Source organism: Flavihumibacter stibioxidans (assembly GCF_014332695.1).
Classification (GTDB): Bacteria; Bacteroidota; Bacteroidia; order Chitinophagales; family Chitinophagaceae; genus Flavihumibacter; species Flavihumibacter stibioxidans.
This window is the reverse complement of the sequence record NZ_MBUA01000012.1, coordinates 478,175-504,997: the sequence shown is the minus strand read 5'-3', so window position 1 is coordinate 504,997 and position 26,823 is coordinate 478,175. Positions and strand designations below refer to the sequence as shown.

Annotated in this window: 26 protein-coding genes; 19 read left to right on the top strand and 7 right to left on the bottom strand. The window is 47.2% G+C overall.

All coding sequences use genetic code 11. The features are described from left to right. Positions 1-38 precede the first annotated feature (38 nt). Positions 39-1,457: an aldehyde dehydrogenase family protein gene (locus BC349_RS09335; protein ID WP_222840129.1), complete on the top strand. Its 1,419-nt coding sequence runs from the start codon at positions 39-41 to the stop codon at positions 1,455-1,457. Positions 1,458-1,483: 26 nt separating this feature from the next. After that, on the top strand, positions 1,484-2,164 hold the full coding sequence (locus tag BC349_RS09330; RefSeq protein ID WP_246456876.1) for a glutathione peroxidase: 681 nt from the start codon (positions 1,484-1,486) through the stop codon (positions 2,162-2,164). Between the two features lie 4 nt (positions 2,165-2,168). Here BC349_RS09330 and dusB read toward each other — a convergent pair whose 3' ends face one another. Continuing rightward, positions 2,169-3,203, bottom strand: coding sequence for a tRNA dihydrouridine synthase DusB (gene dusB / locus BC349_RS09325; protein WP_187256468.1), 1,035 nt, complete (start codon positions 3,201-3,203; stop codon positions 2,169-2,171). Between the two features lie 80 nt (positions 3,204-3,283). Here dusB and BC349_RS09320 point away from each other — a divergent pair, with 80 nt between their 5' ends. From BC349_RS09320 to BC349_RS09295, 6 genes are all read left to right on the top strand, one after another. Continuing rightward, positions 3,284-4,237, top strand: a complete 954-nt coding sequence (locus BC349_RS09320) for a CPBP family intramembrane glutamic endopeptidase (protein ID WP_187256467.1) — start codon at positions 3,284-3,286, stop codon at positions 4,235-4,237. Between the two features lie 15 nt (positions 4,238-4,252). Then, complete coding sequence (locus BC349_RS09315) at positions 4,253-5,095, top strand: phosphatidate cytidylyltransferase (protein WP_187256466.1); 843 nt, start codon at positions 4,253-4,255, stop codon at positions 5,093-5,095. Between the two features lie 45 nt (positions 5,096-5,140). Beyond that, a complete protein-coding gene (pheS, locus tag BC349_RS09310; protein ID WP_187256465.1) occupies positions 5,141-6,175 on the top strand; it encodes a phenylalanine--tRNA ligase subunit alpha in 1,035 nt (344 codons plus the stop codon). Positions 6,176-6,196: 21 nt separating this feature from the next. Further along, complete coding sequence (locus BC349_RS09305; RefSeq protein ID WP_187256464.1) at positions 6,197-7,036, top strand: 3-hydroxyacyl-CoA dehydrogenase family protein; 840 nt, start codon at positions 6,197-6,199, stop codon at positions 7,034-7,036. A gap of 2 nt (positions 7,037-7,038) precedes the next feature. Then, complete coding sequence (locus BC349_RS09300) at positions 7,039-8,058, top strand: NAD-dependent epimerase/dehydratase family protein (RefSeq protein ID WP_246456874.1); 1,020 nt, start codon at positions 7,039-7,041, stop codon at positions 8,056-8,058. Between the two features lie 84 nt (positions 8,059-8,142). Continuing rightward, complete coding sequence (locus BC349_RS09295) at positions 8,143-9,228, top strand: carboxypeptidase-like regulatory domain-containing protein (protein WP_187256463.1); 1,086 nt, start codon at positions 8,143-8,145, stop codon at positions 9,226-9,228. On the opposite strand, the gene BC349_RS09290 is transcribed toward BC349_RS09295, so the two are convergent. Further along, complete coding sequence (locus BC349_RS09290) at positions 9,229-10,179, bottom strand: UDP-3-O-(3-hydroxymyristoyl)glucosamine N-acyltransferase (protein ID WP_187256462.1); 951 nt, start codon at positions 10,177-10,179, stop codon at positions 9,229-9,231. 214 nt (positions 10,180-10,393) lie between these two features. Between BC349_RS09290 and BC349_RS09285 the strand changes: the two genes are divergently transcribed. From BC349_RS09285 to BC349_RS09265, 5 genes are all read left to right on the top strand, one after another. Beyond that, positions 10,394-10,975 (top strand): pseudouridine synthase, encoded by a 582-nt coding sequence (locus tag BC349_RS09285; protein WP_187256461.1) that lies wholly within the window; start codon positions 10,394-10,396, stop codon positions 10,973-10,975. A gap of 150 nt (positions 10,976-11,125) precedes the next feature. After that, positions 11,126-12,001 carry a YicC/YloC family endoribonuclease gene (locus BC349_RS09280; RefSeq protein WP_187256460.1) on the top strand — a complete coding sequence of 292 codons (876 nt, stop codon included), beginning with the start codon at positions 11,126-11,128 and terminating at the stop codon, positions 11,999-12,001. Between the two features lie 14 nt (positions 12,002-12,015). Further along, positions 12,016-12,495: a gliding motility lipoprotein GldH gene (locus tag BC349_RS09275; RefSeq protein ID WP_187256459.1), complete on the top strand. Its 480-nt coding sequence runs from the start codon at positions 12,016-12,018 to the stop codon at positions 12,493-12,495. Between the two features lie 2 nt (positions 12,496-12,497). Then, the gene (locus tag BC349_RS09270; RefSeq protein WP_187256458.1) at positions 12,498-13,484 is read left to right on the top strand and encodes a sensor histidine kinase; all 987 of its coding nucleotides are present in this window, start codon (positions 12,498-12,500) and stop codon (positions 13,482-13,484) included. Then, complete coding sequence (locus BC349_RS09265) at positions 13,481-14,185, top strand: response regulator transcription factor (RefSeq protein WP_187256457.1); 705 nt, start codon at positions 13,481-13,483, stop codon at positions 14,183-14,185. The genes BC349_RS09270 and BC349_RS09265 overlap by 4 nt, the downstream gene beginning before the upstream one ends. 2 nt (positions 14,186-14,187) lie before the next feature. Here the strand turns inward: BC349_RS09265 and BC349_RS09260 are convergent, their stop codons facing one another. Genes BC349_RS09260 through BC349_RS09250 form a run of 3 tightly spaced genes read right to left on the bottom strand, consistent with a single transcriptional unit; the run spans position 14,188 to position 17,710 of the window. Then, a complete protein-coding gene (locus tag BC349_RS09260; RefSeq protein ID WP_187256456.1) occupies positions 14,188-16,053 on the bottom strand; it encodes a BatD family protein in 1,866 nt (621 codons plus the stop codon). A 19-nt stretch (positions 16,054-16,072) separates the two neighbouring features. Next, positions 16,073-16,771: an SDR family NAD(P)-dependent oxidoreductase gene (locus tag BC349_RS09255; RefSeq protein WP_187256455.1), complete on the bottom strand. Its 699-nt coding sequence runs from the start codon at positions 16,769-16,771 to the stop codon at positions 16,073-16,075. 18 nt (positions 16,772-16,789) lie between these two features. Beyond that, positions 16,790-17,710, bottom strand: a complete 921-nt coding sequence (locus BC349_RS09250) for a DUF2167 domain-containing protein (RefSeq protein ID WP_187256454.1) — start codon at positions 17,708-17,710, stop codon at positions 16,790-16,792. Positions 17,711-17,789: 79 nt separating this feature from the next. On the opposite strand from BC349_RS09250, the gene BC349_RS09245 reads away from it, so the two are divergent. Then, entirely contained in the window at positions 17,790-18,491 is a 702-nt protein-coding gene (locus BC349_RS09245) for a YjjG family noncanonical pyrimidine nucleotidase (RefSeq protein WP_246456873.1), read from the top strand. A 48-nt stretch (positions 18,492-18,539) separates the two neighbouring features. On the opposite strand, the gene BC349_RS09240 is transcribed toward BC349_RS09245, so the two are convergent. Further along, entirely contained in the window at positions 18,540-18,704 is a 165-nt protein-coding gene (locus BC349_RS09240) for a hypothetical protein (protein WP_187256453.1), read from the bottom strand. Between the two features lie 93 nt (positions 18,705-18,797). Next, the gene (locus tag BC349_RS09235) at positions 18,798-19,457 is read right to left on the bottom strand and encodes a phosphatidylserine decarboxylase family protein (RefSeq protein WP_187256452.1); all 660 of its coding nucleotides are present in this window, start codon (positions 19,455-19,457) and stop codon (positions 18,798-18,800) included. 39 nt (positions 19,458-19,496) lie between these two features. On the opposite strand from BC349_RS09235, the gene BC349_RS09230 reads away from it, so the two are divergent. The 5 genes from BC349_RS09230 (at position 19,497) to BC349_RS09205 (ending at position 26,760) form a co-directional block, all read left to right on the top strand. Beyond that, entirely contained in the window at positions 19,497-20,660 is a 1,164-nt protein-coding gene (locus tag BC349_RS09230) for a formimidoylglutamase (RefSeq protein WP_343063677.1), read from the top strand. Between the two features lie 52 nt (positions 20,661-20,712). Next, positions 20,713-22,053 (top strand): D-alanyl-D-alanine carboxypeptidase/D-alanyl-D-alanine-endopeptidase, encoded by a 1,341-nt coding sequence (locus BC349_RS09225; RefSeq protein ID WP_187256451.1) that lies wholly within the window; start codon positions 20,713-20,715, stop codon positions 22,051-22,053. 80 nt (positions 22,054-22,133) lie between these two features. Continuing rightward, entirely contained in the window at positions 22,134-24,137 is a 2,004-nt protein-coding gene (gene mutL / locus BC349_RS19970) for a DNA mismatch repair endonuclease MutL (protein WP_246456871.1), read from the top strand. 276 nt (positions 24,138-24,413) lie between these two features. Next, a complete protein-coding gene (locus BC349_RS09210) occupies positions 24,414-24,779 on the top strand; it encodes a BlaI/MecI/CopY family transcriptional regulator (protein ID WP_187256450.1) in 366 nt (121 codons plus the stop codon). 4 nt (positions 24,780-24,783) lie between these two features. Further along, positions 24,784-26,760, top strand: coding sequence for a TonB family protein (locus BC349_RS09205; RefSeq protein WP_187256449.1), 1,977 nt, complete (start codon positions 24,784-24,786; stop codon positions 26,758-26,760). The last annotated feature ends 63 nt before the right edge of the window (positions 26,761-26,823 follow it).

Genomic DNA, 26,823 nt, shown 5'->3' with positions numbered 1-26,823 from the left:
AAACCATCTTTACAACTGATTGTTGTAAATTAATCATTATGCTCACAACGACCGCTCCCATATCTGCTGCTGAACCGCAGCAGGATCTGATCCTTCCCGGATTGCAAGCCATGAAAAAACATTTCCAGTCCGGCCAATCTTCTTCGTATGAAGCAAGACGCGACAAACTGTTGAGATTGCAATCTGTTGTGCGCAGGTTTGAGGAAGACATATTCCGCGCTTTGTATGATGACCTGCATAAAGGGAAGGAGGAAGCCTGGGCTACAGAAATAGGGATCGTTCATGCTGAAATAAGGCAGGCACTCAGCCAGCTTACATCCTGGATGCGGCCAAAGCGTGTAGGCACCAACCTGGCCAACCTGCCCTCCTCCAGTCATATATACAATGAGCCGCTGGGAGTGGTGCTGGTTATCGCCCCCTGGAATTATCCGTTCATGCTTTTGTTGTCTCCGCTGATAGGTGCCATCGCTGCCGGCAATGCGGCTGTGCTCAAACCCAGTGAATACGCGCCCGCCACGGATGCACTGATCAAAAAAATGATCTCGGAAACATTTGCTCCCGAAGAAATCATGGTGGTGCAGGGCGATGGCGCTACGGTTTTGCCGGCCATGATGAATCATTTCAGGTTTGACCATGTATTCTTTACAGGTGGTACCACTGTGGGCAGGATTATTTACCAGATGGCAGCTTCCCAACTTGTGCCGGTAACCCTGGAGCTTGGCGGTAAAAGCCCCTGTGTGGTGGAAGCCGATGCCAATATCGAAGTGGCAGCAAGGAGAATAGCACTGGCTAAATTTTCCAATGCCGGACAAATGTGCATTGCGCCGGATTATATCCTGGTCCACCATTCCGTTAAAGACAAACTGGTGGATGCCCTGAAAGATCATATCCGTAAATTTTATTCCGGCGATCCTGCAAAAAGTGAAGACTTCGGCAGGATCATAAACGAGAAACAATTCAGGCGACTGGTAGCTTATCTCCAACAGGGACGTATACTCGAAGGTGGTAAAACAGACGAGTCTGCCAGGTATATTGCACCATCCATTCTCGATGAAGTGTCACCCGATGCTCCCATCATGAAGGAGGAAATTTTTGGTCCCATATTGCCAGTACTGACCTACAAATCCATGGAAGAAGCCCTGCAGGTTATAGCCAGGAATCCAAACCCGCTTGCTTTTTACATTTTCACAAACAGTGAAAAAAGAGAGAAGGCCTGGATCGAGAGTGTTCCATTTGGCGGCGGTTGTGTGAACAACACTGCCTGGCATTTCACCAACCCATCCCTTCCTTTCGGCGGAAGAGGATACAGTGGTACCGGCGCCTGTCACGGGAAATTCAGTTATGATTGTTTCAGTCACCGGAAATCAGTCATGAAAACGCCCACCTGGTTTGACCCTGGCATTAAGTACCCGCCTTTTAAAGGGAAACTCTCATTGTTCAAAAAATTGATCCGTTAACCAGCAGGTATATAACAGTTATCATCATGCGAAAAAAAGTCTTTTCAATTTTTGGCCTGTTGGTGCTGTTGTTGCTGCTCTTCTTTGTAATACTTATGTCAAATTCTCCTGAAGGGTTAAGTGGCCGCCAGAAGGCCATGAAAATAGTTTACCCGCTGATCATGAAAGCCGGCCGATGGTTCGGCGCAAAGGCATCCCGCCAGGAAAACCTTTCCGGTAAATTGCCTGCAAAGTCCCTTTACGACCTGAAGGTCGTGCTGAACAATAACAGTATGCTGGATCTTCAAAGCCTGAAGGGCAAAAAGATACTCCTGGTGAATACAGCTTCTGATTGCGGTTATACGGCACAGTATGAAACACTGCAGCAACTATACGAAAGATATTCCCCAAAGCTGGTGGTTATAGGCTTTCCCGCCAACGACTTCAAGGAACAGGAAAAAGGCAGTGATGAAGAGATCGCAGAGTTCTGCAAGGTTAATTTCGGGGTGAGTTTTCCCCTTGCAAAAAAATCAAAGGTTGTAAAGGGAGATGGACAGGATCCGGTTTTTAAATGGTTGTCAGATGCATCCCTGAACGGCTGGTGCAACCAGCAGCCGGAATGGAATTTTTCCAAATACCTGGTTGATGAAAACGGGGTGCTCACCAATTATTTCGCACCCGGTATTTCACCTATGGATGAAAAAGTTATTGAGGCGGTTTTGAAATGAAAGGTCAGTCACAATTGCAGGCCATCTTTTCCATTTCCACTTTGCGGGGTTCGAATGCATAACCTGCATAAGTTTTTCTGATGGTATCCAGGATGTAGTCAATTTCTTCAACTGTTTTTACTGTTACCAGTTGAAGCCTGAATTCCTTGATATTGGGCAGCCCTTTCAGGTAGTTATTGTAGTGGCGCCTCATTTCGTTGATGCCGGGAACCAGTCCCTTCCATTCAACGGATTTGTGCAGGTGCTTGCGAATCACTTCCACCCGCTGCTCAATACCAGGTGGCGGCAGGTGTTCCCCGGTGGCCATAAAGTGCTTGATCTCATTAAAGATCCAGGGATAACCGATGGCTGCCCTGCCGATCATGATGCCATCCACCCCAAACCTGTTCTTATATTCCAGCGCTTTTTCCGGCGAATCGATATCGCCATTACCAAAAATCGGAATCCGGATGCGGGGATTGTCCTTGACCCTGGCGATATGTGACCAGTCGGCCTGCCCCTTGTACAGTTGCGCCCGGGTTCTGCCATGAACCGAGAGCGCCTTGATTCCTGTATCCTGCAGTCTCTCCGCCACCTCGCCGATATTGATGGAATCATTGTCCCACCCCAGCCTTGTTTTTACCGTAACCGGAAGTTTGGTGGAGCGAACGCAGGCGGCTGTGAGCCGTACCATAAGGTCTATATCCTTTAACACCGCAGCGCCGGCGCCTTTGGTAACAACTTTTTTCACCGGGCAACCGAAATTGATGTCCAGCAGGTCAGGGTTTATGGTATCCACGATCTGGGCACTGATCCCCATGGCTTCTTCATCGCCGCCGAAGATCTGGATGCCGATCGGACGCTCATAGTCAAAGATGTCGAGCTTCTGGCGGCTCTTGATGGCATCGCGGATCAGTCCCTCACTGCTGATGAATTCTGTATACATGAGGTCGGCTCCATTATCCTTGCAAACGGCACGGAAGGGGGGATCGCTCACGTCTTCCATGGGGGCCAGCAATAAGGGGAAACCGGGCAGTGATATGGGACCGATGTTTACCAATAGCAAAAATTTCCGCAAAATTACCGCTATTTCTCTATTTCTCCATTTCTCCGTAAAATGGTGCATCTTGCAACCATACTATGAACACCTATCTTAAGTATAAGCCGGCCTGGCTACAACTCGTGATTTTTGGCAGCCTCAGTTTTGGCACCTATTTAACACTTGGACTGGTGACCTATTTCGGCGTGGCAAAACTTTATGGTGTACCTGTAGAGCAATTGCAGGAGCTCGACTTTTCAAAGCCCGGGGTAGTTTCAGCACTGAAAATGATCCAGGGTATTCTTACCGTGGTGATCTTCCTGGTACCATCTCTTTTATTTGCCTATCTCAGCGACCAGCGCGCCTGCAGGTATATCGGCTGTAAAAAACCTGTTCCCCTGAACTTTTGGTGGCTTGGATTCATGCTAATGCTGCTGGCTTTCCCGGCCGCTTCCTGGCTGAACCAGCTGAACCAGCAGATACAATTTCCTGAATGGATGAAATCCACGGAATTGTCCATGAGGGCGGCGGAAGAGAACGCCGGCAGGCTGATGAAGGCGATGCTTGATATGAAAGGTCCGTCTGACCTGATTGCCATGCTGTTCCTGATTGCCTTACTCCCTGCCGTCTGCGAAGAATTGTTTTTCAGGGGGGTGTTGCAGAGATTGTTTATCCAGATTTTCCGCCGGCCATGGACCGGCATCATCATAACAGCGGTTTTGTTTTCTGCTTTTCACGGACAATTCCTGGGATTCTTTCCGCGACTGATGCTGGGTGTACTGCTGGGGGCCATCTATTGGTACAGCGGCAGCATCTGGCCGGGTATCATTGCTCACTTTGTGAACAATGCCCTGCAGGTGGTATATGTGTACAGGGATAAAACCTATATAGACCAGGAGCCAGCTATTCTGCCCGTATTTGTGATATTGAGTTTTGCAGCAATCGTGCTGATACTTTGGTATATGAAACGCATTTCGCATACCCATTATGGTGAATTGTACGATACCGATGATGACCTGATCCTGCCATCAAGGCAGAAGGGGAACAACCAATAACCCAATATTTTCCGCATGGCATTCAATTGGCAGACATTCTGGACAAGGGCATTTACCGCACTCATATTTGTGGCTGTAATGCTGACCGGTTTATTATGGAACCAATGGAGTTTCTTCATACTCTTTACCATAGTACATTTCGGTTGCTGGGTTGAATACCAGCGCCTGGTGGCAAAGTTTGAACCCGATTATGCTGCCATCACACCCTTTCACCGGTATGGTGTAATGCTGGCAGGCTGGTGTTTCCTCCTGGTTTTTACCAGCGATGAATTTAGTGCCGGCAGTCTTTCACTACATGCAATCGGCTGGTGGATGGGACTGCTTTTTCTGTTTATGCTGCCAATCACAGAGTTGTTGTTTTCAAGGAATATCCAATTGAAAAATATCAGGTATTCGGCCCTTGGCCTGCTTTATATATCATTGAGCTGGGGTTTGCTGATAAGCCTCCGGACAAAACCTGATTATGGTTACCTGCTTCCACTTGGAATCATTTTTTCCATCTGGATCAATGACACAATGGCCTACCTGGTCGGTTCCATGATCGGCAAAACGCCCCTGAGTGCCATCTCTCCCAAGAAGACATGGGAGGGAACAATTGGTGGAATCATCATCAGTATCGCTGCAATGTGTTTGCTTGCATGGTATACCAACCTGCCCATTTTGCATACCGGCATCATTGCCACCATATCGGCTGTTGCCGGAACTTTTGGAGACCTGCTGGAAAGTAAACTGAAACGGATGGCAGGCGTTAAAGACAGCGGTCAGATCATGCCCGGCCATGGTGGTTTTATGGATCGGTTCGACTCCTTGCTGTTTGCCACACCGTTTGTATGGCTGTACGTGAAACTATTCCTCTGAACCCTCACCCCTCACTCTTTCCCCCTCAGTCCTTATCTTTGCCTTATGGAAAATGTCTTAGAGCAGATAGCGGCATATAAGGAAGAGATAGCGGCTTTACAGCCAAATGGTGCGGCGTCACTGGAAGAATACAGGATCAGGTTCCTGGGTACCAAAGGCATCGTGAAAGCATTGTTTGCCGAAATGAAAAATGTTCCGGCAGACAGGAAGAAAGAATTTGGTGCCATCCTGAATGATTTTAAAGTTTTTGCTGAAGAAAGATATGATAGCTGGAAAGCTGCTTTGTCTGGAGCCGAAGAGTCGGGTGCGGCTTCGGATACAGACCTGACCCTGCCCGGAGATCCGTTGCCCCTGGGTTCCCGTCATCCCATCAGCCTGGTGAGAAACGAGATCCTTTCCATTTTCCGCAGGCTTGGTTTTTCGGTTTCCGAAGGACCGGAAATTGAAGACGACTGGCATAATTTCTCTGCACTGAACCTGCCGGAAAACCACCCGGCACGGGATATGCAGGATACGTTTTACCTGAACCAGAATCCTGACTGGCTGCTGCGTACCCATACCAGCAACGTACAGATCCGTGAAATGCAGAAAGGTAAACTGCCCATCCGGATCGTTACCCCGGGAAGGGTTTACCGCAATGAAACCATTTCAGCCAGGGCGCATTGTTTCTTTCACCAGGTAGAGGGACTATATATTGATGAACATGTGTCTTTTGCCGATCTCAAACAAACCCTCTACTTTTTTGTGCAGGAATTGTTCGGCAGGGATGTGAAGATCCGTTTCCGTCCTTCTTATTTCCCCTTCACAGAACCCAGTGCGGAAATGGATATCAGCTGCCTGCTCTGTAATGGAAAAGGATGTAATGTTTGTAAACATACGGGATGGGTCGAAATCCTGGGTTGCGGAATGGTTCATCCGCAGGTATTGGAAAACTGCGGCATCGACTCCAATAAATACACCGGTTTCGCCTTTGGTATGGGCATAGAAAGAATTACCATGTTGAAATACCAGATCAATGACCTCCGCCTTTTCAGTGAAAACGACGTCAGGTTCCTGCAACAGTTCACTTCCAGTTTGTAATATCCCAACAAAGCGACTGTTATGATTAAAACCATTTGTGTTTGCGGCGCCGGAACGATGGGTTCGGGAATTGCACAGGCTGCGGCGCAACATGGTTTCCACGTATTGTTGTATGACCTTTCGCAAAAGGTACTGGATACTGCCAGGCAACAGGTGGAGAAGAACCTGCAATCGCTTGTTGAAAAAAAGAAGATTTCTGACCATGCACGGCAAACCATACTGCATCATATCCGCTTTGTGAATGAAGCGGCCGAATGTGTGGCCGACCTGGTTATAGAAGCAGTGGTGGAAAAGCCGGAAGTCAAGATCGCACTGTTTCGGCAACTGTTTGCCATCAATGGCGATCATACTGTTTTTGCTTCCAACACCTCATCCCTTTCCATCACTGCCATTGCCAAAGAACTTCCTGATCCTTCAAGGGTAATCGGGATGCATTTCTTCAATCCGGCCACCATCATGAGACTGGTGGAAATCGTGCGTACTGATTATACCGGTGACTCAGTTATTCAACTGGTGGAGAACCTGGCAATAGATATGGGAAAGACCCCTGTAATCTGCAGGGACGCCCCAGGTTTTATAGTGAACAGGGTAGCAAGACCCTATTATATCGAATCACTCAGGATGGCCGAAGAGGGTGTGCCGATGGCGCTGATTGACGCGCTGATGGAAACAGCCGGATTTAAAATGGGGCCGTTCAGGCTGATGGATCTCATTGGCAATGATATCAACTATGCTGTGAGTTGCAGTGTGTATGAACAACTGGGGAAACCCGAAAGATTAAAACCATCTTATATCCAGCAGGAGAAAGTCGAATCCGGGCAACTTGGCCGGAAAACCGGCGCTGGTTACTATACTTATTAAGCATGATGCAATCTTCTCCTCCCGCGGAAAAACAAAAAGTGCTGGTAACCGGCGGAACCGGTTTTCTTGGTGCATGGGTCATCAGGCAACTGGTGATGGACGGCTATATTGTCAGGGCCATCAAAAGAGAAAACAGCAGCCTGCCGTTTTTTATTGAATCAAACATTTTGCAGGAAGTGGAATGGGTGGAAGGTGATATACTGGACCCTGGTTCCCTTTTTGATGCCATGGAAGGGATGGATGCGGTCATCCATTCAGCTGCGGTGGTTTCCTTTCACAGTTCCGATCGCAGCAGGATGTATTCTGCCAATGTGAGCGGCACTGCCAATGTAGTGAACCTTGCGCTGGAAACAGGTGTTCGCAGGGTCGTACACGTTAGTTCCGTTGCCGCATTGGGGCGGACAAGGCAGGGAGATGTGGTGGATGAGACAAAGGCCTGGACAGACAGCGGTGTGAATACCCATTATGCCATATCAAAACACAAGGCTGAAATGGAAATGTGGCGTGGAATGGCTGAAGGCCTGGAAGGTGTGATCCTCAACCCCAGTACAATCCTTGGCTATGGCAACTGGAAGAACAGCAGTTGTGCGATTTTTAAAAATGTGTATGATGAATTCCCATGGTATACCAATGGGATTAACGGCTTTGTATATGTGGAGGATGTGGCCAGGGCTGCGGTCGCTTTGCTGGAGAGTGATATTACCATGGAAAGGTTTATCGTAAACGGCGATAACTGGAGTTTCAGGCAGCTGCTGGATACCATCGCGACCGGTTTTGGAAAACGGAAGCCATACAGGGAAGCATCCCCTCTCATGGGGCAGGTGGCATGGCGCCTGGAAAAACTGAAATCCATGTTTACCGGAAAAAGCCCTTTACTCAGCAGGGAAAGTGCGAAGGTTGCGCAAAGTAAAACCCGTTTCGACAACCGGAAACTGCTGCAGACGATTCCGGACTTTCACTATACGCCACTTGATCAGGCCATTTTGGCCAGTTGCCGGCGGTATTTACAACAGCATTCGTGATAAATGGCCCTTTTTTTGCACCCCCGATATACGAGGCAGTTTGTTTTGACGTTTGACGTTTGACAATTCAATAATTATTTCCTTATGCAAAAACTCTTGGTACTGCTGGTATCTTCCTTATTACTCAGCTATTTCCCTGTTTTTTCCCAGGAACATTATACGATCAGAGGTAAAGTAGTCGATTCAACCACCCAACAGGCACTTAACGGAGCATCCGTGTTTTGCCAGAATACCACATTTGGTGTCATCACCAATGCGGATGGAGAATTTTCCATCACACTTCCAAGAGGTGGTTATGATCTCGTGGTATCCTATACCGGCTACCAGTCTTCCGAACAGCGAATCAATGCATCTGTGACTGAACCGCTGTTAATACAGATGCTGGCAAAGGATAAAAGCATGGAATCTGTTACGGTTGCCGGCAGTAATGAAGTGCCCGACGGATGGACAAAGTACGGAGGTTTTTTCCAGGAGCAATTCTTTGGTACAACCGAAAATGCGGCACAGTGTGTGCTTGAAAATCCCGAAGCCCTGCGGTTTTTTTACAGCAAGAAAAGAAACCGCCTTAAAGTGCTGGCAAAAGAGGACCTGAGGATTGTAAACAATGCATTAGGGTATCGCATCCGCTACCAGCTCGATTCACTGAGTTTTGAATATGCCACTAAAGTCAGTACGTTTTCAGGATATCCTTTTTTTGAAAACATGACCGGAACTGAAGAGCAGGATAAAAAGTGGTATGCCAACCGCAGGAAGGCCTACCGCGGAAGTAAACTTCATTTCATGCGAAGCTGGCACGACAGCACCATACAGCAGCAGGCTTTTGCCCTGGAAAAGGTGAATCCTGATTCACGGGATTTTGAATCCACCCCGATTGAAAATTACTATGATTCCAGTTTTTATTTTTCCGACAGCAGCATAGTGGACGTTTCGCTAACCGGTAAATTCAGGATCATCTACAGGGGTGAAATGCCTGATCCCAAGTTTGTACGTTATTACAAATTGCCCTCCCATATCAGGGTGCAGTTATCTGTCCTTGACATCAGGGATGCATTTGTAATTGAAGAGAATGGCTACTGGTATGAGCAGGCCGACCTGATCAATTCAGGATACTGGAGTTATGAAAGGATTGCCGAAGCCCTGCCATATGACTATACACCACCCCGTGAATAATCAGGATCCCTGGGTTAGTTTCTGCCAGATCTCGGGAATTCTTTTTATCCATATCAATTCCCTTTTTTTAATGGAAGCTTCTTCAGTGGGAGATCCCCAGTAAATTTTTCCGCCTTCAAGGTCTCCGGGAACACCGGATTGCGCAAACACCACCGCATTTTTTCCGATGGTAAGCGTTTTGTTTACGCCGACCTGTCCCCACAGGGTAACGCCATCTTCAATGGTGCAGGCACCTGCGATGCCAACCTGCGCGGCAAACAGACAGTTCCTTCCTACAATAGTGTCGTGCCCGATATGCACCATGTTGTCGATCTTGGTTCCTTTTCCAATGCGGGTATCGTGGCTCACCCCCCGATCAATGGTACAACCTGCACCGATCTCCACTTCATCTTCGATAATTACCCTGCCGCAACTCTGCATTCGTTTGTACCAGCATTCCCTGTCTTTTTTTGTGTTGTAGTAAAAAGCATCGGACCCAATCACCGTGCCTGCCTGAATCACCACGTTGTCGCCAATGATGCAATGGTCAAGTATAGTTACGTTCGGATGAATGCGGCAGTTTTTCCCGATCTGAACATAGTGTCCGACAGAGGAATGTGGAGCGATATAGGTTCCTTCACCAATGACAGCCGTATCGCTGATGCTTTTAGTGGCGGGAATAAAAGGTCGGAAATGATTCACGATGGTGGTGTACGCATCAAACGGATGATCGACTACCAGTAAGGCTTTGCCTTCGGGAATGCTGACGTTGCGGTTGTTGATGATGATGAATGACGCAGCAGAGCGAAGGCACTTGTCATAATATTTCGGATGATCAACAAAAACAAGATCACCATCTTCCACCCGGTGTATCTCATTGATGCCGGTTGCCATTCCGGAAGTATTACCTAACAATTCAGCATTGATCAATTCAGCAATCCAGTTAAGAGATACAGGTGATGGAAAACGCATGGTTTGAAATTTGCACAAAGGTAATTGCAACCAGACGGATTGAAATCATCAATCCATTTTCCACAACAGAATAAAAAATGTGAATAAAATTTTATGAAATATTTTTTTCAATCGGGAAAATTATTTTTAATATTGTGTAGGGAAATTTTGTTCCCTACTTACTAACCCATCCAAATATCAAAGCTCGGTTTACTCCCGGGCTTTTTTTATGTCCATGTTTTACTACTACGCACTATACAAACCGTATGAAGTATTAACCCAGTTCAGTCCGGAGCAAAACAAGAAAACGCTGAAAGATTGTATTGATGTGCCGGTTGATGTGTATCCTGTCGGCAGGCTTGATTATGACAGCGAAGGCTTGCTGCTGCTCACTAATGATACCTCACTCAATGCAGCATTGCTGCATCCGAAACATTCGCATGAAAGAACTTACCTGGTCCAGGTGGAAGGCCAGATTACAGCAACAGCGATTCAGATGCTGGAAAAAGGGATAACCATCAACGTTAATGGAAAATCATACAGGACCATGCCTGCAAAGGCCAGGTTGCTACAGGCAGCACCTGAGCTGCCAGAAAGGAATCCGCCGATTCGTTTCAGGAAAAATATTCCGACTTCCTGGATCAGTCTGACATTGTCGGAAGGGAAAAACAGGCAGGTTCGGAAAATGACTGCTGCCGCAGGTTTTCCGACACTTCGCCTGGTCCGTTACAGTATCGGCAAACTGAACGTGGCCGGTTGGGAATCGGGGGAACTCAGGAAATACTCCAGGAAGGAATTCCTGGATCTGATCTTTTGATCCCGACACTATCCTGATATCAGTTAGTTCAGATTTCACCCGTCGGGTGGATATCCATTGTTTTCATTGTTGCCACCCGGACGGGAGAAATCTTCATTCACCATTCACCATTCACCAAAATCGCTACCTTGCCGTATAAATTTATACTACATGCTGAAATCAATGACCGGCTTTGGAAGGGCAGAGCAAAATGTTGGTGACAAAACATTCCTGGTTGATATCAAATCATTGAATGGAAAACAGTTTGACTGCAACCTGAAAATGCCGGCCTTCCTGAAGCCTTTTGAATTTGATATTCGCAAGAGGTTGTCTGAAAAACTGCAGCGCGGCACCATCGACTGCACCATCAGCCTTAAACAAACCGGGAATGCCAAACCGGTATCCATCAATATCTCCCTGGCGAAAGCCTATTACCAGCCAATTGCAGAACTGTCAAAAGAACTGGGACTGGATGACAGCCAGATCCTGGGTAATATCCTGAAACTTCCTGAAGTAATTACCCCCACCTCCGATACACTTACCGAAGAAGAGTGGCTGACCTTCAAGGCTATACTTGATTCGGCCGCCGATGACCTGAACCAGCACCGCCTGGAAGAAGGAAAAGTGCTGGAGCAGGACCTGCTGAAGCGGATTGATAACATTGAAAAGGAGGAACAACTGATCGCTTCACTGGAACCACAAAGAAAACAGAAGATCCGCGAAGGCCTGGTGAAATTGCTGGAGGAAAATGTGGGTGCAGAGAACTATGACAAGAACCGCCTGGAACAGGAGATCATTTTTTACATTGAGAAGATCGATATCAGCGAAGAGCAGGTGAGGCTCAGGAACCATTGTGATTATTTTCGCAACATGCTCCGCCAGAATGATGCGGAGATCGGTAAAAAACTTTCTTTCCTGTTGCAGGAAATCGGCCGGGAGATCAATACTACAGGTGCCAAGGCCTATGATGCCACAATCCAGCAATCTGTTGTTATCATGAAGGATGAACTGGAAAAAGCAAAAGAACAGGTCTTGAATGTGTTATAAATTTATTTTTGGGTATGAAATCTTTGCTTAAAAAAGGGTTATTGCTGGCAATCGGTGCTGTGCTGCTGGCAGCCTGCCAGAAAGTGGATGTATTCGAAAAGAATGTGGCCATCAGGGACCATCGCTGGCAATCGGCAGAAAAACCGGTTATCTTTTTTGATATAACAGATACTGTTTCCCGCTATAATATTTATGTGGTGCTGCGGCATAATGACGCGTACCGTTACAATAATCTCTGGATGAATATTTATACCAAGGCACCGGGAGACAGTACCGCAAACCAGCAGGCGCTTGACCTGCAGCTGGCCACCACGGAGAAAGGCTGGCTGGGATCGGGAATGGATGATATTTTTGAACACCGGATCAGGATATCCCAGGCTCCCGTTTCCTTGAAAGCGGGTCGCTATGAATTCAGGCTGGAACAGATCATGCGCGATGATCCTCTCGATCATATTCTGAATGTTGGAATAAGGGTTGAAAGAGCCGTTAACTGATTATGCCGTTAAGATTTCTTCCCAAACAGAAACTTGCCCTGGCAACAGCCATCTACTGGTTCCTGTTGCTCTATATCATTGCTGCCCTGTTTTTCTGGTATATCAAATTGCAACAACAGAACCAGCAGATGGCTAATTACAAGCTTATGGAACTGGTGGCTGATGATCCTTCCTATCTGAGGAAGGTGGATCAGATCAATTTGGAAGCGGGCAGAAAAACCATGCAGTTCAGGGGTGAGGGATTAACCTTCCTGGTGTTTATCCTGATAGGTGCAGTTTTTGTATTCAGGGCCGTTCGGCGACAATTCAGGGTGGCTCAACAACAACAGAATTTCATGATGGCCATCACCCATGAACTGAAAACACCCATTGCAGTGGCCAAACTAAACCTGGAAACCCTGAAAAAGCACCGGCTGGATGAGCAGAAACAACAAAAGCTGATCCAGATGACGCTCGAGGAAACCAACCGCCTCAATACCCTTACCAATAATATCCTCATCTCATCCCAGCTGGAGGGCGGCGGATATAAACTGGTGCGGGAAGAAATTGACCTTTCCCTGACAGGGGAAAAACTGATGGAAGAATACCGGCAACGGTTTCCCGGGCGGCATTTTGAATGGCAAATTGAGCCTGATATAGATATTTCCGGCGACCCGCTTTTATTGCAGATCATGATCAGCAACCTGGTGGATAATGCCCTTAAATATTCACCTAAAGAAAGTCCTGTACGATTCCGTTTATACCGGTCACAGGGTGCCATCATTATCGAAGTTAAAGACAATGGTGCGGGCATACCGGATGATGAAAAACAAAAGGTCTTTCAACGGTTTTACCGCATCGGTAATGAATTGGTGAGGAAAACCAAAGGGACCGGCCTGGGTTTGTACCTTTGTAAAAAAATTGTGACAGATCATCGCGGCACCATCAGGGTTACAGATAACCAACCTGCAGGAAGTATTTTTACCATTCAATTCCCCTTACAAAAATGAAATCCTCCTTATCGATATTACTGGTGGAAGATGAAGAGAACCTCCACGAAGCACTTAAGATGAATCTTGAGCTGGAAGGGTATGAGATTACTTCGGCCTTTGATGGGAAAACTGCTGTTAAAGCTGTGCAGCAGGAATATTTCGACCTTATCATCCTCGATATCATGCTGCCTGAAATGGATGGAATGGCTGTTATGGAAACCATCCGGCTGCAGAACAACGAGGTGCCGATCCTGATACTAAGTGCAAAGAACAGCAGTGCCGACCGGGTGCTTGGGCTTAAAAAGGGGGCGGATGATTACCTGACAAAACCTTTCAACCTGGAAGAACTCTTGCTAAGGGTTCAGAAACTGATCAACAAGAATAAAAAGCTGCAGGAAAAAGATACTGTTGGCGACACTTATGTTTTCGGAAATAATAGGGTGGACTTTAAAGCACAGGAAGCCATCACCAAAAATGGCGAGAAAGTTCAACTCAGCAAAAAGGAAGCAATGCTGCTGAAGCTGCTGATTGAAAACAAGAATGATGTGGTGCCCCGTGAGAAAATCCTGCAGACGGTGTGGGGCTACAATGTTTATCCGACTACCCGCACCATCGATAACTTTATCCTGAACTTCCGGAAGTATTTTGAGGAAGACAGCCGGCATCCCCGGTATTTTCATTCCGTCAGGGGGGTAGGATACAAATACAGCGAGCAATAAAATTACAAAGCTTCAATGGTGGCTGCCAGTGACTCAGCCTGATCCAGCAGGGAGTTGTCTATTTGTAATATGGTTGAAGGAGTATACAATGCCCATTCGCACTGTTGCCAGCATTTTTTCAGGTGGTCAGATTCTGCAATGCCAAATCCTTTTGCTGCGAGCAATTGCATCGCCAGGGGCTTTTGTTCTGAAGACCCGGCCAGTTGAAGTTTACCTGAAATAATTTCCCATAATGCACGATCGATGGCGTGGTAAAATGCAGGCGGATCATTATTGACAACGGCTTCTCTTGCGGTGGCAAAAGGATCTGACGGTATCTGTGGAAGGGCAGGTGTCGCCAGTAGTTCCCCTGCAGTTTCAGCTGGTTTGGATGGCGCTGTTTCTGCCTGCTTTATTGTCCATGATGAGGGCTTTTGTTTTTTCAGGAGTAAGAATATGGTCGCCAGCATGGCAATTGCACCAAGCATACCAATGATCCATATTGTCCGGTTATCTTCTTTAGCAGGGATAGTCACCCCCGTTGCCGGCCCGCTGGCAGGTTTTCGGTTAGCCGCGGGTGTTACTTCGAGCCTTATGCTGTCCGTCTGTATTGTCCTGTATTGACGGGTGGATGGATCGAAATAACTGAATGGTACGGCCGGCAGTAAATATTTGCCAGGGGTTTCCGGAATGATGGCAAAGGAAAACTTTTTAAATCCTTCCATAGGTGCCACCATTTTATTGATCTCTTCCGTTACCTGGGGATCAAATTGTGTAAATCCTTCGGGCAGGGTAAGTTGTGGCGCATTCACCAGCGGCAGGTTCCCTTTACCATCAATGAAAAGCTCAAATGTTGCGTTGTCACCTGCTGCAATGACTGAATTCAGCAGTTTACCGCTGATAGTAAATTTGCCAACGGCTCCGTTAAAACTGGCCGGTGCTCCTTCAGGCAAAGCTTTGATGGTTATACGTTCCGGCTTACTGCTCAAGGTAACGCGATGCTCTTCCCAGTTTCCCTGCTGGTCGGTCAACAGGTCATCAAATAATTTCTGAAGAGGGCTTCTGTTGGAGCCCTGGCCTGATTCACTGCCCGTTCTAAGGAATCGTACAACATTTTCCAGTTCAACCGGTTCCAGCATAAATTCTCCTTCCTGTAGCGGAAAAAGCTGGGTTTTGCGGATGATATGAACCTGGTAGGATTTGCCATTCAATATTTCGATGGTTGGTCCCGAGCCATCCGGCTCGATCATATCGTACACACTGAAACCGTTCATGGACGGGCGTTTGCTGACCCTTGATTCTGAACGGAGCCGTGTATAAAGTTTGTAACTGGCTACGATCGGTTCCCCGATATAGGCTGTTGTTTTATCAAGTTCCAGTCTGACCAGCAGGTTGTCCTTAATCTTGTCGCCGGCATTTTCACCTGGTGATAAAAGATATTCCTCTTCTACTGTTTGCTGAAACGGACTTATCCCGGGGTTCATTGGGTAGGGATTGGTCTGCCTGGATGCATTGTCCCCCACTTCAATAATGATTTTATTGGACTGCATTTTTTTCCCGTTGATAAGTGCCGAAGCACCAGGAATTGAAAGGCGTCCCTTGCGCAAGGGTTGTAATATATACGTAAGCGCCTTGTATTGGGTAACCTGGTTGTTCACCATGCTCATGCCGCTTGTTTCGATAGGGCCGTGCATGACTTTAAAATCCCTGAAGGCTGGTGCCCGGAAATCTTCGATCTGGGTGGCATTTTCTGCTATGAACTGCACCTGTACGACATCGTTCAGGTGAATGCTGAGTTCATCTGCAATGGTAGAAAAACTTACCTGTGCGCCGGAAAATAGCGGGGCAAGGAATAACAGGCATAACAAGATGACAAATCTGGGTCGCACGCAGCTTTTATTAGGCAATTTACAGATCGCCCAGTTGGGGGCGCAGGATAATATCTTCCACGCAAGCCTGTGGTGACAATCGGCTTGCCGCTTCTACCATTATGGCAATATCGGTTGCTGTCATGATCCTTCCCGGATCAATCCCGGCACCCTCCCAGGAAGCTGTATAGGCCGCTCCGGGCATCACAGAAGTAACTTTAATTCCGTAGGGTTTCATTTCCTCGCGCAGGTTGCGGCTGAAACCCAGTAAGGCGTATTTGCTTATACTGTAGGAACCGCCATTTGAATAGGCCTGAAGGGAGGCGATGGAACAAATATTAAAAATATGCCCTGTCTTCCTTTCCATCATGGCTGGCAGGAAAAGTCGGGTAAGGTGGTAGGCGCTGAAGAGGTTTACTGCCAGCATTTCTTCCAGTGCACCAGGTGCTTCATTGTGCACACTACCGGGGATAAACCTTCCGGCGTTGTTGATCAGGATATCGGGCACCCCGTAACCCAGGACCCAGTTGGCCCAGTCAGTAAGCTGGCTGTTGTCGGAAAGATCAGCCGGCCTGGCTTTGATGATGGCATGCGGAAACCTGTTTAGCAGGTCTTCAGCAGCCTGATATAATCCGGTTTCACTCCTGCTGCACAGAAAGAGCTGGTGGCCGCCTGCAGCGAATTGTTCGGCCAGCGCTTTTCCAAAACCTTTGCTGGCTCCTGTGATCACAATATTCATGCGTAAATGTAAGTCATCTTACGCTGTGGCAGGTGCTGCTTTTCTTTTTAAATTGCTAAAAACGCGATAGGTAAGAAAGGACAATCCGGCAACCAGAAAAACTAATTGCCAGGAAATGTCGAGCTTCCCAAACCGGTCCGTGGGAGGTTTTCCGGCAATCAGGGAGGCCATATCATAATGGCTTTCCCTGTCTTCCCCTTCTTTGTAGGCATCGAATGCTTCTGCTGCTGTAAACCGGGTTTGTGCTATGATCAGCGGTAGTGTTTTTTTGATATCTGGAAGCTGGTCAAGGGTTGCCACTGCGTTGATTTTGATCACACCTGTTTTGCCCATCAGGCGGAGGTTATAATTTAATATTTCCTCCTCAGTTCCGTTGGCATTGATCCTGGTAGCCCAGTACAATGCTTTTTTGTACTGGTCGAAATAGGGAACGATTACCCATCCCGTAACGCTCATGGTATTCAGTCCCATATTAATCCGGCTTTCATTGCTCCGGTCCATATTTTCCTTCAGTTGTGCCAGCAGTTTATCATGGTTAAGCTCTGTAACTTTCTGTGATGACACATGGCCAATATCACTATAGCCGATCACAAAACTATAGTCGTTGATCAGCCGGGAAGGCTGGAATCCTTTGCGCACAATCATTCCGTCAACTTCGGGGTCTGGCAGGTTGCCCCAGAGTTCTTCCAGGATGTAGCGGCTTTGATTGGCATCAATAAAAAGGAACTCATCCGGCACCCGCAGGGTGAATTTTCCGCCGGCCAGTGTAATATTTCCGGTATGGTATTTGATTTTGTTCTCAAGTGAATCGAGCTGGTGATTCAACTTTTCAATGATCGGGGCATCTGCCTGAGGAAGTAAAACGGTACTGTCTTCAGGTAAGGCCATGGAACAAATGGAAAACAACAAGGCATAGCTTGTTATAACAAGTTTTCGCATAAGGATACAGATTACGGGGTTTTATATTCGGTGACTAATATACAATTTCCTTGAAACGATGCAATACCTTTGCATCTTTATGATGAAAAAATACCAATACCTATTCTTCGACCTTGATCACACCTTATGGGATTTTGAATCCAATGCACGGCAAACCCTCGAACAATTGTATGATGGGTTGTCTCTTTCCTCAAGGGGCATAAACGATTTCGAACGCTTTTACAGTCAATATATTATCCATAACGATAAATTATGGGAGCGCTATCGGAATGGGTACATTAAGGTGGATGAACTTCGCTGGAAACGTATGTGGCATACACTTCTTGATTTTAAGATTGCAGATGAAAAGCTGGCAAGACAGATGAGCCATGATTTCCTGGAACTGCTGCCGACCAGGAAAGCTTTGTTCCCTTATGCAGTTGAGTTGCTGCAATACCTCCGGGGCAAAGGGTATTATATGCATTTAATTACCAATGGTTTTGAGGAAACGCAGCTGAATAAAATCAGGTATTCGGGGCTGGACGGTTTTTTCGGTGAAGTGATTACTTCCGAGGGAAGCAACAGCCTTAAGCCGCACCGCGAAATTTTTGAATATGCTTTTAAGAAGACCGGTGCCCTGCCGGAAAACAGTATCATGATTGGGGATAATATCGAAGTGGATATTGTTGGAGCGAAAAATGCCGGGATGGACCAGGTTTTTGTGAATCATATTGACGATAAGCGTTCGGAAGAATCAACCTATACGGTGTATTCACTGAAAGAGATGGAGACCCTGTTTTAGGGAGAACTGAGGCGTGAAGCAAAAAAGAAAGGGGGATACCCCCCCCCTTTAAGCTTTTTCTGAAGTTTTCTTGCAACAGGATTTTTTATCCCCTGCCCTGGCTTCTTTCTTGCAGCAATCTTTTTCTTTTTTGGAACATTTCTTACCGTCGCAGGCAATGGCAGCGCCGGTGGTCAGCAAAACGGCCATGGACAGAACAAATAGTTTTTTCATGCTTTTCAGATTTTAGTCTTGATCAAGATAGCTAAAAAAACGGGAGTTTAAAATTGGACGGCATTTCTTTCTTTTAAAGTTTAGCCACTACCTTCAACTGAGGGTAGCCAGCACAGTAACTCCGCCCTGTACCGCCTGGTTCAGTTCTACATTTACTTTTGTCCCAACCGGCAATAACACATCTACCCGGCTGCCAAACTTGATAAAGCCCAGTTCCTCGTTTTGTTTTACCTGCATTCCCGGGCGCAGGTAGTTCACTATTCTTTTTGCCACTGCCCCGGCAATCTGTTTAACCAGGATTTCGGTATTGCCTTTTTTCAGCACCACACTGTGACGCTCATTTTCGGTGGAGGATTTCGGATGCCAGGCAACCAGGTATTTCCCTTTATGGTACTGGCTGTATAGGACCTCCCCTGCAATGGGATTGCGGTTTACGTGAACATTGGCCGGGCTCATAAAAATGCTAACCTGTAATCTCCTGCCTTTAAAATATTCCTCATCGGTCACTTCTTCAATTACCACCACTTTACCGTCTGCCGGGCAGATTACGAGGTTGTCGCCATAGGTCATCTGCCTGTTCGGGAGCCGGAAGAATGAGATGATAAACAGCAGTAATCCCAGTAATACAATGAAAATTATCCAGCTCACAACAGGCGCAGAGGCGCTGATATAAAAGAAGGAAAGCAGGTTTAGAATGGTAAAGATCAATGTGGCTATTGCAATGGATTTGTAGCCTTCCTTATGAATGGTCATGTTAATTGGTTGAACAGCAAAATTAGGCAACTGCCAAAAGTGACCAATTATTATCTTGCAGCCATGAGCGATTTGCAGCACTTAACCGATTTTTTAGATCCGGTTTCCCTGGCTTACCTGAGCGGAGATGAAGGTTTCAGAGCCGGACAAATGGGTAAACATATTGCAGTGTATGAAGATGAGGCATTTCCTGACCTCGAAATGGTTGATCTCGTAATCGTTGGCTGCGGCGAAGAGCGTGGCCTGGGTATGGGACGCCCGTTTTCAGAAGCGCCCAACCAGATAAGGCAGGAGTTTTACAAGACGTATTACTGGCATCCAGATATAAAAGTTGCCGATCTTGGTAATATCAAACCCGGCGCTTCGCTCAGTGATAGTTATGCGGCATTGAAAATGGTGATCAGCGAATTGACGGATGCGGGGAAATCCGTGTTGATACTCGGCGGCTCACATGATCTCACCCTTTCACAATACCATTCCTATGCGGATCGCAAGCAGATTATTGAAGCTGCCTGCATAGATGCCAGGATCGACCTGGATATGGAAGCCCTTCCACAGGCTGAGCATTTCCTGATGGAGATCCTGACAGGTGAGCCCAATTTCGTAAAACATTACAGCCATCTGGCTTTCCAGAGCTATTATGTACATCCGTACATGCTGGAGAATATGGATAAACTGCGGTTCGATTGTTTCAGGGTCGGGCAAATCAAGGAGCAGATCGATGAAATGGAACCGGTCATCAGGAATTGCAGCATGGTGAGCTTTGACCTTTCTGCTATCGCTCATGCGTATGCGCCGGGAACTGCCATCTCGCCCAACGGGCTTAACGGGGAAGAAGCCTGTGTGCTGGCCAGGTATGCCGGTATGAGTCCAACGGTGAACAGTTTTGGAATCTATGGTTACCAGCCATCTGGTGATCACCAGCAACTGACGGCAAAACAGGTAAGCCAGATGATCTGGTATTTTATTGATGGCCTCAGCAAAGGAAAGAGGGAGGCTGCCATCAAAGAAAGGGATTCCTTCTATGAGTATAATACGGCATTTGCCGAAGTGGAAACGGTTTTTCTGCAAAGCAAGAAAACCGGAAGATGGTGGATGCAATTGCCAGACCTGCGCTTTATTGCATGCTCCTACAAGGATTATATAATAGCCAGCAATAATGATATACCGGAACGCTGGCTTCGGGCACAGGAGAGAAGTTGACGGACTGCAGTAACAAGTGAGGCGTTTAGTATTTTTCTCCTACATTTATCTGATGCGATCAATTTTGAATATTTCATGTTTTTGTGCTGCCGCATTAACGCTGGCTTCCTGCACTGCAGGTAAGCGGATCAATCGTTCCGCTGAGCGTATACTGCTGGGGCAGGAGGGCATCAGGAATGCGCATGTAGGCATCAGCCTGTTTGATGTTGACAAAGAGAAATACCTGTACAACCACCAGGCAGATAAATATTTTGTGCCTGCCAGCAATACGAAACTTTTCAGCCTCTATGCAGCCCTGCGATTCCTGGGTGACTCCCTGCCGGGCATCCGCTACCATGAAACACCAGACAGCATTTACCTGGAAGCTGCCGGGGATCCTACATTGCTGCATCCCGACTTTAAGGAACAACCGGTAATAGACTGGTTAAAAAAATCCGGAAAGGAACTGGTTATTGGTGACCGGAACTGGAACGAAAAAGAGTTCGGGTATGGCTGGTCCTGGGATGATTTTAACAGCGCCTATATGGCGGAAAGAAGTCCGTTGCCGGTTTATGGAAATGTGATCCGCTGGACCCAGGTGATGGAAAAAACGGAAACGCCGGATGGTAAAATGGCTGATGAAGCTTTTGTGTTTTCTGAGCCGGAGGTTTCCTGGAAGGTCAGGTTTAACCCTGCCAAATCAAATAATTTTGTGGTGGTCCGTGAAAGGAATGATAATATATTCTATGTAACGGAAGGCAAGGAGATCCTCCGTACCGTCGAAGTGCCTTTTGTAACTAATGGTGTCTTATCAGCGGTTGACCTTCTGCGTGATACCATCGGCAGATCTGTTTTGTATGTTCCTGCCGGGGTTACGCTACCGGTAACCAATATCCGCTATTCGCAACGGACAGACTCCATGTTGTCTGTTATGATGCATCGGAGTGATAACCTGTTTGCAGAGCAGGTGCTGCTGATGGTGTCGCAGCAGTTAACGGGTGGAATGAAAACATCCCTTGTTATTGATACTTTGCTTAAAACAGATTTAAATGGATTGCCACAGGCCCCGCGCTGGGTGGATGGCAGCGGGCTGAGCCGTTATAATCAGTTCACCCCGCAGGATTTTGTGTGGATACTTCAGAAAATGCTTAACGAGTTTGGCGCCGGCCGGCTCAATACTATCCTGCCAGGTGCCAACCAGGGAACCCTGGCCAGTTATTACAAGGGACTGGAAGGTGCGTTTTATGCCAAAACCGGCACACTCAGTGGCCAGGTGGCATTAAGCGGTTATCTGACCACCAGGAAGGGCAGGCGGCTGATTTTTTCCGTTCTGGTGAATAACCACCAGACCAGCGCTGTTGTGGTCCGGCGTGGTGTGGAGTCCTTCCTTCGGGACGTTTATGAGAATTATTAACAGGCCGGTATTGCTTTCATACTATCCCTTCATCTCTCCTCAATTGGGTTATCTTTGCAGGAGAAAGGAGAACTATTATTTTGGCTGATAACATACAATTATTGCCCGATCACATTGCTAACCAGATCGCGGCAGGGGAAGTGATACAAAGGCCAGCGAGTGCCGTAAAGGAATTGTTGGAAAACGCTGTTGATGCAGGGGCTACGGAAATCCGCCTGGTTGTCAACGATGCGGGTAAGGCTTTGATACAGGTGATCGATAATGGGAAGGGGATGAGTGAAACAGATGCCCGGCTTTGTTTTGAGCGGCACGCCACTTCCAAGATCCGGCAGATTGATGACCTTTTCCATATTAATACTATGGGTTTTCGTGGGGAGGCACTGGCTTCCGTGGCGGCTGTCTCCCAGGTAGAACTTCGTACCCGCAGGGCCGGCGATGAAATGGGCACTTATATAGAGGTCGAAAACAGCGAGGTGATTCGTCAGGAACCCTGTGCTGCGGCACCCGGTACCAGCATCGCCATGAAGAATCTTTTTTTCAACGTACCGGCCAGGAGGAATTTCCTGAAAAGCAATGCTGCGGAGATGCGTCATATCATTGACGAATTCATCCGGGTGTCCATGGCTTTTCCACAGTTATTCTTCTCCCTTACCCATAACGGTCAGCAGGTTTTCCACCTCGATAAGGGTTCGCTGAAACAGCGGATTGTGCAGTTGCTGGGCAGCAGTTATAATGCCAGGCTGGTGCCGGTACAGGAACAAACCGATTACCTGAATATCCAGGGGTTTGTCGGCAAGCCCGACGCGGCTAAAAAAACGCGGGGGGACCAGTATTTTTTCGTCAATAACCGGTTCATCCGCAGTTCCTACCTCAATCATGCAGTGATGCAGGCTTACCAGGGCCTCATCCCTTCAGATAGTTTTCCGCTGTATGTCTTATTTATTGATCTCAACCCGGAACAGATTGATGTAAATGTGCATCCGACCAAACAGGAGATCAAATTTGAGGACGAAAAGATCGTATATGCTTTTGTGCAGGCGGCCGTTAAACACGCCCTGGCCCAGTTCAGTATAACTCCCACACTTGAGTTTGACATCGATGCGGGTATCCAGCAGTCGGATGCTGTATCGAAACCCTTCACCGCTGCGCAACAAAATGCAGCCAGTAATTCCGGCTTGTTCCAGGCTTTTACCAGGTCAAACCAGGCCCATTTCATTGAAAAAGGTACTGGGTCGGGGTTTGAGGGCGGATTGGGCATGGCAGGATCGGGTACAGGTGCAGGAAGAACTTGGTCGGTTGAACCGGGAACGGTGGGAGGGGGGAGTAACTTCGGGGGCAGGACTTCTGCAGGCGGGGATATCCCCTCCGGAGGGCTGAAACACTGGAAAGATTTTTTTGAACCTGCAGGTGGTGGACCGGGTAATCAGGGTGATGCGCAGACCGGTGCAGGTTTACTGGAATACGAACAAAGCAATGGATTTGGGTGGGAAATGCCCGGAAAGAAATGGCAATTACTGGAACATGGGGAGCTGCTGCAGGTCCAGTTGCAATACGTCATTGCCCCTACCATGCAGGGTTTTATACTGTTGCACCAGCAATATGCGCATGAAAGGGTGCTCTATGAAAGGTATGCGGCTGCACTGGTGGGTAAGCCAATGGCCACCCAGCGCAATCTTTTCCCGGTTACCCTGGATCTGACCCCAACAGATGCCGCCATGTTACATGACCTCTTGCATGATATGGCCCTGCTGGGTTACCTCATCGAGCCTTTTGGCCAGAACAGTTTTGTGGTCCAGGGCACCCCCGCTGATATTTTGCAGGGAAACGAAAAAGCATCCATTGAACACCTGCTCGACCAGTACAAACATTTCAGTAGCGATGTGAAGTTTTCGCGGCGCGAACGCCTGATCCGGTCACTGGCTGCCCAGCATGCCATCCGCATTGGTACCCAGCTGACCCAGAAGGAAATGCGCCAGCTGGCCAATGACCTCCTTACCTGTGCGCAGCCAAATATTACTGCCACTGGCAATCCCACATTTATCGAATTCAACCGGACCTACCTGTCAAAGTTGTTTGGCGGATAAGTTTCACCCGACGGGTGCCTTCCACCCGTCGGATCCCTTTCACCCGTCGGGTGCCACCCGACGGGTGAAAGGGAGAAACTGCACTCAAAAAAGATCTCTGGGAGTCCAAGTCTGGCGTATCTGAATCTTCCCCCCATTAGAAAAAACAGCCACCCGTCGGGTGGCACCCGACGGGTGAAAGTATTGGCTGCCGAAAAAATATCCACCAAAAAATGTATAAATAATTTGTAATAACTAAAACATTAGTTGTATGTTTATATAACTAAATAGTTAGTTATGTGGAAAGCATTGACCAAAGCGGAAGAGGAAGTGATGCAGGCACTCTGGACCATCGGGCAGGGATTCCTCAAGGATATCCTGGAGGTAACCGAAGAGCCTAAACCCCATTCCAATACAATTGCTACCATTCTGAAGATTCTGATTGAAAAAGGATTTGTGGAGGCCAGCCAAAAGGGTAGGAACAACCTGTACAAACCCTTGGTTAGCAAGGGGGAATACGGTCAGCGATCGGTACAGCAGATTGTAAAAGGATATTTCGAAGGCTCAGCCAGCAACCTGGTCAGCCAGTTCGTGAAGGATGAAAAAATTTCTATCACCGAACTGGAAGAACTCCTGAAACAAATCCGGTCAGCAAAAAAATGAAATTATGGTAGCGATCCTGATCATTCTCATAAAGATCCTAATCAGTTCAGCATTACTTTTCGGGTATTACTGGTTATTTCTAAGGAATAAGAGATTTCATCAATATAACCGGTATTACCTGTTGGCAACCGTGGTGATTTCCCTGGTCCTACCGTTTATTAATATCCCAATACAAGTGCTTCCTGGTAGTCATATGGGGAAGGCTATATATAATACCCTGGAAGTAATCACTGTTTATGGCGAGGGGGAGGAGGCTGTTGTTAGTTTTGGCAGACTACTACCTGATTGGCGGTTCATGGCTTTGGGTATATACCTGGCGATTTCCCTGGTGATTCTTGCCGGATTACTGCGTTCTGTTTTTATTATCCGTAAAATGAGTCGGAATTACCCGTTGGAAAAGGTCGATGACATTAAAATATACCATACCAGCGAAGAGGGCACTCCATTCTCCTGGTTTCGAAGGATTTTCTGGAATGATGGTATATTACTTCACAGCCGTAAGGGACAACAGATATTCCGTCACGAACTCTTCCATATACGCCAGTGCCATAGTGCCGACAACCTGTTCCTTCACCTGGTTTATGGAGTGGCATGGTTCAACCCTTTTTTTTTCCTGATCCGTAATGAAATTAAAACCATCCACGAATTCCTGGCTGACCAGCATGCAATGGCAGATCAGGATCATCTGGAATATGCGGAAATCCTGCTGGAACAGAGTATCAGGGCAAGGCAACTGCAGGTAACCAACCACTTTTTTCAACACCAGATTAAACGAAGAATTACCATGATTACCAACATTCAATTCAGGAATCCCGGCTATATCAGCCGTTTGCTGGCGCTTCCGGTGGTAACATTTCTTACCCTGGTTTTGGCCTCATTCGTTTATAAGAATAACCAGGGTACAAGTCCGATGACTGCAGCAGAAAGAATAAAGATTGTGTTGGATGCGGGGCATGGAGGTAATGATCCCGGTGCAACTGCGGCGGATGGTTCCATATCGGAACAAAGACTGGCTTTGGATATTGTCCGGAAAATAAAGGACCTGGCACCTGCCTATAATATAGAGGTGGAACTTACCCGTATTGATGAAAATCTGCCAGGTGGATTATCTAATTTAAATGCCGCCAATCGCTGGAGGGTTGATTTTACCCAATCGGTAAACCCCATGATGTTTATTTCAATTCACATCAATGCGGCAGGCAATAATAAACGGCAGGGACTTGAAATTTATGTTCCAAAGGAGGGTAGTAAAAATGGTTTTAGGGAAGAATCGCTGATGGCGGCATCCATTATGGCAAAGGAGTTAGGAGAATATTTTCCGGAAAAAAAGGTGCTTCAAAGAGCCGGAGATAGGGGGATTTACGTGCTGGATTATAATGAGGTTCCTGCCATCATGATTAATCCGGGTTTTATAACTAATAACGGAGACCTTGAATTTCTTCGCCATGCAGCCAATCAGGAAAAAATTGCAAGAAAGATACTGGAAGGGATTATAGCATTTCAATTTCATCTTGATCAGCGGAAAGGGCTGGCGAATGATCAGCAAAAGGAACCAAGTGAAGAACCAACAGAGAGCGTAAAGGCCCTGGTGCCGTCCCAACCAAACTTACATTCACAAAAGGAAATGGGTTCCACAGACAGGGAAGGCTCCCATTTGGATATGAAGGTTTTCCAAACAGATTCCCTGCCCCAGTTTCCAGGAGGAAAAGAGGCCTGGCAAGACTACCTGAACAAAACACTCCGCTATCCGCAGGAGGCCATAGATAAAGAAGTTATGGGAACCGTATTAATTCAGTTTACCGTACACAAAGATGGCACCACCAGTAATCATAAAATTCTAAAGGATCCCGGTGCAGGCCTGGGGGCGGAAGCACTTCGGGTCCTGAAAGTCAGCGGTAAATGGGAACCTGCCATCCGAAATGGAAGGAAAGTCAAAGCTATTTATCAGCATCCGATTACATTCAGGCTGGAGGCCGAGTAAAATTTATGGTTTGGCTGGCATGAGTTAACGATGTCGAATGTCTAAAACTGGTTTCACCCGTCG

What these genes read in the sequence shown, in the direction of transcription:
- BC349_RS09320 (WP_187256467.1), top strand. Translation starts at nt 3,284, where the DNA reads ATGAACACCTATCTTAAGTATAAGCCGGCCTGGCTACAACTCGTGATT.
- BC349_RS09315 (WP_187256466.1), top strand. Translation starts at nt 4,253, where the DNA reads ATGGCATTCAATTGGCAGACATTCTGGACAAGGGCATTTACCGCACTC.
- BC349_RS09240 (WP_187256453.1), bottom strand. Translation starts at nt 18,704, where the DNA reads ATGAAAAAACTATTTGTTCTGTCCATGGCCGTTTTGCTGACCACCGGC.
- BC349_RS09205 (WP_187256449.1), top strand. Translation starts at nt 24,784, where the DNA reads ATGGTAGCGATCCTGATCATTCTCATAAAGATCCTAATCAGTTCAGCA.
- BC349_RS09210 (WP_187256450.1), top strand. Translation starts at nt 24,414, where the DNA reads ATGTGGAAAGCATTGACCAAAGCGGAAGAGGAAGTGATGCAGGCACTC.
- BC349_RS09255 (WP_187256455.1), bottom strand. Translation starts at nt 16,771, where the DNA reads ATGAATATTGTGATCACAGGAGCCAGCAAAGGTTTTGGAAAAGCGCTG.
- BC349_RS09330 (WP_246456876.1), top strand. Translation starts at nt 1,484, where the DNA reads ATGCGAAAAAAAGTCTTTTCAATTTTTGGCCTGTTGGTGCTGTTGTTG.
- BC349_RS09250 (WP_187256454.1), bottom strand. Translation starts at nt 17,710, where the DNA reads ATGCGAAAACTTGTTATAACAAGCTATGCCTTGTTGTTTTCCATTTGT.
- BC349_RS09225 (WP_187256451.1), top strand. Translation starts at nt 20,713, where the DNA reads ATGCGATCAATTTTGAATATTTCATGTTTTTGTGCTGCCGCATTAACG.
- BC349_RS09235 (WP_187256452.1), bottom strand. Translation starts at nt 19,457, where the DNA reads ATGACCATTCATAAGGAAGGCTACAAATCCATTGCAATAGCCACATTG.
- BC349_RS09280 (WP_187256460.1), top strand. Translation starts at nt 11,126, where the DNA reads ATGCTGAAATCAATGACCGGCTTTGGAAGGGCAGAGCAAAATGTTGGT.
- BC349_RS09295 (WP_187256463.1), top strand. Translation starts at nt 8,143, where the DNA reads ATGCAAAAACTCTTGGTACTGCTGGTATCTTCCTTATTACTCAGCTAT.
- BC349_RS09300 (WP_246456874.1), top strand. Translation starts at nt 7,039, where the DNA reads ATGATGCAATCTTCTCCTCCCGCGGAAAAACAAAAAGTGCTGGTAACC.
- BC349_RS09290 (WP_187256462.1), bottom strand. Translation starts at nt 10,179, where the DNA reads ATGCGTTTTCCATCACCTGTATCTCTTAACTGGATTGCTGAATTGATC.
- pheS (WP_187256465.1), top strand. Translation starts at nt 5,141, where the DNA reads ATGGAAAATGTCTTAGAGCAGATAGCGGCATATAAGGAAGAGATAGCG.
- BC349_RS09335 (WP_222840129.1), top strand. Translation starts at nt 39, where the DNA reads ATGCTCACAACGACCGCTCCCATATCTGCTGCTGAACCGCAGCAGGAT.
- BC349_RS09270 (WP_187256458.1), top strand. Translation starts at nt 12,498, where the DNA reads ATGCCGTTAAGATTTCTTCCCAAACAGAAACTTGCCCTGGCAACAGCC.
- BC349_RS09285 (WP_187256461.1), top strand. Translation starts at nt 10,394, where the DNA reads ATGTTTTACTACTACGCACTATACAAACCGTATGAAGTATTAACCCAG.
- BC349_RS09265 (WP_187256457.1), top strand. Translation starts at nt 13,481, where the DNA reads ATGAAATCCTCCTTATCGATATTACTGGTGGAAGATGAAGAGAACCTC.
- BC349_RS09305 (WP_187256464.1), top strand. Translation starts at nt 6,197, where the DNA reads ATGATTAAAACCATTTGTGTTTGCGGCGCCGGAACGATGGGTTCGGGA.
- BC349_RS09245 (WP_246456873.1), top strand. Translation starts at nt 17,790, where the DNA reads ATGATGAAAAAATACCAATACCTATTCTTCGACCTTGATCACACCTTA.
- BC349_RS09275 (WP_187256459.1), top strand. Translation starts at nt 12,016, where the DNA reads ATGAAATCTTTGCTTAAAAAAGGGTTATTGCTGGCAATCGGTGCTGTG.